This window comes from Flavobacterium aquidurense (genome assembly GCF_002217195.1).
Classification (GTDB): domain Bacteria; phylum Bacteroidota; class Bacteroidia; order Flavobacteriales; family Flavobacteriaceae; genus Flavobacterium; species Flavobacterium frigidimaris.
Genome location: NZ_MUGR01000082.1, coordinates 1 through 4,846 on the forward strand (window position 1 = coordinate 1; position 4,846 = coordinate 4,846).

Sequence of the window (4,846 nt, forward strand, 5' to 3'; positions counted from 1 at the left end):
TATATAATTAGGATAATTAATATATTAATCTTATCTTTACGTAAGTAAGATATGAGACACTAACCTAGTAATACAAAATGCTATGAATATTGATAAAAGTAAATTTGAAATTAAATCAATCTCTAAAATGGGTTTTAGAGCTGTAATAATGCTTGCTCTATTGGCTGGTTTTATTTTTGGAAAAGTTTGTTATAAAAAATATAAGCAACCTTCTTTTAATGAAAGGGTGGCTAAAATGAATAGTCGTATAGAACAATTACGTAAAGAAGGGTATAATGTAGAGGATGCTCGAAAAATTGGAGCTGACGAAGCAGATTTTAAACCTTTAAATAGCGACTATACTAAAATACAGGAAAAATAAAACTCAACCCTTTTTTTAATCTAATATTAATTATATAATTACTATCTAATAATTGACGCATATGTATTTTAACACCATTAAAACAATCGAAGAAGCAAAAAACCTATTTCGTGATCTATGTAAAAAATTGCATCCTGATACAAGTGGGTACGATTCTAATAATGATTTTGTAAAAATGTTTACAGAATTTAAAAAATTTAAACCTACTGAAAAAGTAGAGCAAGAAGAAAATTTTGATGCTTCTAAATTCTATAATCTATTAAAGTCTTTTGATGCTTTGGAGAATGTAAAATTAAATTTTGTAGGTTCTTTTATTTGGCTTGAAGATATAGTTTACAACGCTACTTACACACAAAAAGATAAGATCAAAGCAATTGTTTTAGAGGGTTATAATACGGCAAGATATGCACCAACAAAAAAACTTTGGTATTTCTCTCCAGTAGATTATGCACAAAAATCAAAAGGTAAAAAAAATCTTGAAGAAATAAAGAAAAAATACGGAGCTCACAGCTTTAATTTAAACGAAACTTTAAAAATTAACTAAATCTAAACAGAATGAAAAATTTTTTAATCATACACGGACAAACGGTTTATTTAAAACTTTTTAAAAATTATGAAGATGCAGAAGACTGGGCTTTGATAAAGTCTGGTTTTTCAAAAAACCTCATTGTTAGAGAATACAAAGAAATAGCGGAATATAAAACTTTTACCATTCATTTAAATTAAAAAAATATGAGTACTAAAATTCAATCAGCGAACGATTCTTTAAAAGGATATCATGGCGGGGAACAATTGTTTTTTTCTCCAGTAACTAAAATAAATTATACTGAGGGAGTAAGAGAAATTGCCAAAAAAACAGAATCCTACTGGTTTTTAGATATAATTGCGAGTTATCAAAGTAAACTTAAAAATGAGCATTTTCAGGTTTGGAAACTTGAAAGAGAATTAGCCTATACTATGGTTAATGGTTTTAAAAATATAGTTCAAAGAAAAGATTGTTTTAATGTGATTTGTGAAGATGGAAATGATAATGTTTTGATAAGTCAAAAAATCCCTTTTTCGGATTTTTGTTTTGATGTTTATACCTTGTGGTATGTAAATAAAGTACTATTATTGCCTGTAGAATATTAATTTTTTTAATTAATGTAATTATATAATTAATGTATATTTGTTGTAATTACTAATAAAATAAAATATTATGACAAAAGAAGAAAGCCCGTCAGTTTTAGAGAATGATAACGAAAAAATAAAGTCTTTTAGTCTACAAATGCCTGAAGATACCTACTCTTATTTGTTTTCAGAAATAAGCCGAAAGATAAATGAAGGAAATTTTAGTTACAATTTTAAAAGCATTTTTTTAGATGGGCTAAACTTTCTAAGAGAGAAAAACCCAAAAATAGGTTTTAAAAAAGTGGACTATAAAAGGACGAATAGAATGCATAATAAAGAGAAGAGAGCCTCTTTAAAAGCCACTTCTGTTTTGATAACTCAAAGAGATATTAATTGGATAAACAATTATATTGAGGAAAATATCAAAAAAGATATTTCTTATTCAAAAGTAAATTTTGTACTGGATTTGGTTCAGGAAATTAAAATTAATAAATCCGCTAAAAATGAAAAATAATTTAAACAATTTTTATTCTCCTTTTGACTCATTTTTTAAGTCAGAAACTTTTGATTATATCCTGTGGGGACTTTTTATAACAGGTTTTCTTTTTGTTCTATTTTTTCTTTATTTTAAATTTTATTTTTTAAAAAAGGCTTCTACAGAAAATAAGAATAAGCTAAAAAAGCATAAGGTTTTTCTTTTTTTCTTTTCTTTCGGTTTTTTTGTTGTTGCAGCTTGCTTTTTAATTTTTTGTTTCTGCCTTTTGAATTATGGTTATAACTATGCATTTAATGTTTTTGGAGAAAAATTTTTAAGGATCAGTTTTATTCTTTTTTTAGCGAGTGCTTTGGGAGTTCTTATTTATCAGAAAAAAAAAGGAGAAGGTTTTTTTGATAAAGAAAATAATTAAGTAACTTAAGATATGGAAATTATAAATAATATTCGTGTAGATAAGAATTTAGCGTATAATATATTAGATTTTAGAAAAATTGAAGATTTTCAAACACGAAGTATATTAAAATCTTTACTTCTCTATTTTTCGTTTCAATATGAAAAAGATTTGTTTGGATATGGAAGACTAGACCCTGTTGAATTTTCTAAAATGTTTAATTATGATAGAAGAAATTTAAGCCGGCACGTCGAAGAACCTAAATATAAAACAGATGAATTAAATTCTAATATTGAGTGGAATACCTATTTAGAAAATGCTTTATATATTTTAGCTACTACTCCTATTTTTGAGGAATATAAAGGACAAGACGAAAATTATAATATTGTGGGATTTAAAAATTATATTATTCTAAAAGAGGTTCTGAGATATACTCCCAAAAAAATCAGCAGCGGAAAACCTAAAAAATATTATAAATATATCCTTGATAATAGTTTTGAAACAAACTTAAAAAAATTCTTTTTAAACATCAATGTTAAATATTACCTGGAGACAAGAAAGTGGAATGGAGATGATTTTTATTTGCAAATAATGAATATCTATAATCAATCTAAAAGAGACGGTAAAAGCTCATTTTACTGGGAAATAAAAGAACTTATAGAGTATTTTAATGTCGCACATAAAGAAATAAGAGTACAGAAACAAAGATTAAATAGCATTTTTAAAAAATATGAGAATCTATTAAAAAATGATATAAAAGGGCTCTCCTTTGTTTGGAAAAAAACAGGTTCTCAAAAATTTGCTTACACTTTATTTATGATATGGGAAAAGGAAGATCCTAAACAATTAACTGAAGAAAAAATTATAATCTTAGAACAACTGTTTTTAGATACTTTAAAGAGAGAACTTTACAACATCTATAATGTAGATAGATCACCTAAAAAAGAGACTTTAAATGATTTCTATAACTGGCTAATAGATAAAAAAAACAAAGAAACCATTATCGCAATACATAAGTCGGTTACCAATAATTTAAAAGGAAAAAATAACTGGGGAGCAGACAGCTGGGCTATAGCATTTTATAATAAAATGAGCGTTATTAGAGATATAGATTTAATGAATAAATGCTTTATAATTGAGAGCAAATAAATGTGTACAGACTGATACAGTTGGCGTTTTTAAATGTGTACAGACTGATACAGTTGGCGTTTCAAATGTGTACAGACTGATACAGTTAGCGTTTCAAATGTGTACAGACTGATACAGTTAGCATTTCAAATGTGTACAGACTGATACAGTTAGCATTTCAAATGTGTACAGACTGATACGTAAGGTACTTAAATGTGTATAGACTGATACACAGAGCTTAAAAAACAAAACGTAAGTATTTGACAATCTGTTTTTTGCACTCTCAAATGTGTATAGATTGATACCTTATACATTACTTCAATAACTTATGTATTATAAGGATATTAAAAAAAGCCCTTTATGAATACAAAATATTACGCTTACAGCTTTTTTTAAAGACCTTTTTTTCTTTCAGAAAACTTAAAGGAAAAGAAAATTAATGTAAATAAATTATTCTTTATGTTTAAATATTAATTATATAATTAGGATAATTGATATTAAAATATTATCTTTACGTAAGTAAAAAATAGAAAATTTAGCATCAGGTATTATTTTATATACAGATTAATTAGGAATCTTTATAATAATAATTGTTTGCAAAATGAAAACATTTAATATCTTTGACAAATGAATATCATAAGCCGAAATACTATAACGTATTATACCGTAAAATATCCAAAAGCAAAGAATCAACTCTTAACTTGGTACAATGAAATCTTACGACAAGATTTTGAAAATTTCAATGACTTGAAAAAAGTTTACGGAAATGCTAGTTTGGTAAATAATCAAAGAGTCATTTTTAATATTAAAGGCAATGATTATAGATTAATTGCATCCTTTAATTTTAGACGAAAAATTTGTTATACTATTTGGTTTGGCACACATTCGGAGTATGATAAAATTGATGTTGAAAGCATAGAGTATAATCCTAATTTAAAATAAAAAAAAATGAACTGGAAAGTAATAAAATCAGAAGAAGAGCACGCAACAGCAGTAAAAAGAATAATTGAAATCTTTCACGCTGAACCCAATACGCCCGAAGATGACGAGCTTGGAATTTTATCTTTATTAATAAAAGATTATGAAGATAAAAACCATCCTATGCCTGAACTTGATGTTTTAGAGGTAATTAAAATAAAAATGAAAGAAAAAGGAATTAAAAATAAAGACCTAGAGCCTATAATTGGAAGCAAAGGACACGTTTCTGCTGTTTTATCAGGAAAACGTGATATTACCTTAAAAATGGCTCAAAAACTTAAAAACTATTTTGGTATCCCTGCCGAAGTTTTTTTACATAGAGCTTAATTTATTCAATAATCAAAAAACAATATGAATACTCAACAATTTGATTTTATCTTAA

Annotated in this window: 9 protein-coding genes; all 9 read left to right on the forward strand. The window is 26.1% G+C overall.

The window, feature by feature from the left end:
- Positions 1-82 precede the first annotated feature (82 nt).
- The 9 genes from B0A67_RS24635 to B0A67_RS24670 all read left to right on the forward strand — a co-directional run bounded on the left by B0A67_RS24635 (position 83) and on the right by B0A67_RS24670 (position 4,791).
- Positions 83-361 carry a hypothetical protein gene (locus B0A67_RS24635; RefSeq protein WP_123887494.1) on the forward strand — a complete coding sequence of 93 codons (279 nt, stop codon included), beginning with the start codon at positions 83-85 and terminating at the stop codon, positions 359-361.
- 61 nt (positions 362-422) lie between these two features.
- A complete protein-coding gene (locus tag B0A67_RS24640) occupies positions 423-905 on the forward strand; it encodes a hypothetical protein (protein ID WP_072965287.1) in 483 nt (160 codons plus the stop codon).
- 11 nt (positions 906-916) lie between these two features.
- Positions 917-1,087 (forward strand): hypothetical protein, encoded by a 171-nt coding sequence (locus tag B0A67_RS25105; RefSeq protein WP_207557394.1) that lies wholly within the window; start codon positions 917-919, stop codon positions 1,085-1,087.
- 6 nt (positions 1,088-1,093) lie between these two features.
- Positions 1,094-1,492, forward strand: a complete 399-nt coding sequence (locus tag B0A67_RS24645; protein ID WP_072965286.1) for a DUF6876 family protein — start codon at positions 1,094-1,096, stop codon at positions 1,490-1,492.
- 67 nt (positions 1,493-1,559) lie between these two features.
- Positions 1,560-1,985 carry a hypothetical protein gene (locus tag B0A67_RS24650; RefSeq protein WP_072965285.1) on the forward strand — a complete coding sequence of 142 codons (426 nt, stop codon included), beginning with the start codon at positions 1,560-1,562 and terminating at the stop codon, positions 1,983-1,985.
- Complete coding sequence (locus tag B0A67_RS24655) at positions 1,975-2,379, forward strand: hypothetical protein (protein ID WP_072965284.1); 405 nt, start codon at positions 1,975-1,977, stop codon at positions 2,377-2,379. Before B0A67_RS24650 ends, B0A67_RS24655 begins: the two co-directional genes overlap by 11 nt.
- A 12-nt stretch (positions 2,380-2,391) precedes the next feature.
- Positions 2,392-3,507 (forward strand): hypothetical protein, encoded by a 1,116-nt coding sequence (locus B0A67_RS24660; protein ID WP_072965283.1) that lies wholly within the window; start codon positions 2,392-2,394, stop codon positions 3,505-3,507.
- Positions 3,508-4,113: 606 nt separating this feature from the next.
- On the forward strand, positions 4,114-4,428 hold the full coding sequence (locus B0A67_RS24665) for a type II toxin-antitoxin system HigB family toxin (protein WP_072965282.1): 315 nt from the start codon (positions 4,114-4,116) through the stop codon (positions 4,426-4,428).
- A gap of 6 nt (positions 4,429-4,434) precedes the next feature.
- The gene (locus B0A67_RS24670) at positions 4,435-4,791 is read left to right on the forward strand and encodes a helix-turn-helix domain-containing protein (protein ID WP_072965281.1); all 357 of its coding nucleotides are present in this window, start codon (positions 4,435-4,437) and stop codon (positions 4,789-4,791) included.
- Positions 4,792-4,846: the final 55 nt, after the last annotated feature.

Coding starts and splice junctions, on each gene's coding strand:
- B0A67_RS24635 (WP_123887494.1), top strand. CDS start 83: ATGAATATTGATAAAAGTAAATTTGAAATTAAATCAATCTCTAAAATG.
- B0A67_RS24640 (WP_072965287.1), top strand. CDS start 423: ATGTATTTTAACACCATTAAAACAATCGAAGAAGCAAAAAACCTATTT.
- B0A67_RS25105 (WP_207557394.1), top strand. CDS start 917: ATGAAAAATTTTTTAATCATACACGGACAAACGGTTTATTTAAAACTT.
- B0A67_RS24645 (WP_072965286.1), top strand. CDS start 1,094: ATGAGTACTAAAATTCAATCAGCGAACGATTCTTTAAAAGGATATCAT.
- B0A67_RS24650 (WP_072965285.1), top strand. CDS start 1,560: ATGACAAAAGAAGAAAGCCCGTCAGTTTTAGAGAATGATAACGAAAAA.
- B0A67_RS24655 (WP_072965284.1), top strand. CDS start 1,975: ATGAAAAATAATTTAAACAATTTTTATTCTCCTTTTGACTCATTTTTT.
- B0A67_RS24660 (WP_072965283.1), top strand. CDS start 2,392: ATGGAAATTATAAATAATATTCGTGTAGATAAGAATTTAGCGTATAAT.
- B0A67_RS24665 (WP_072965282.1), top strand. CDS start 4,114: ATGAATATCATAAGCCGAAATACTATAACGTATTATACCGTAAAATAT.
- B0A67_RS24670 (WP_072965281.1), top strand. CDS start 4,435: ATGAACTGGAAAGTAATAAAATCAGAAGAAGAGCACGCAACAGCAGTA.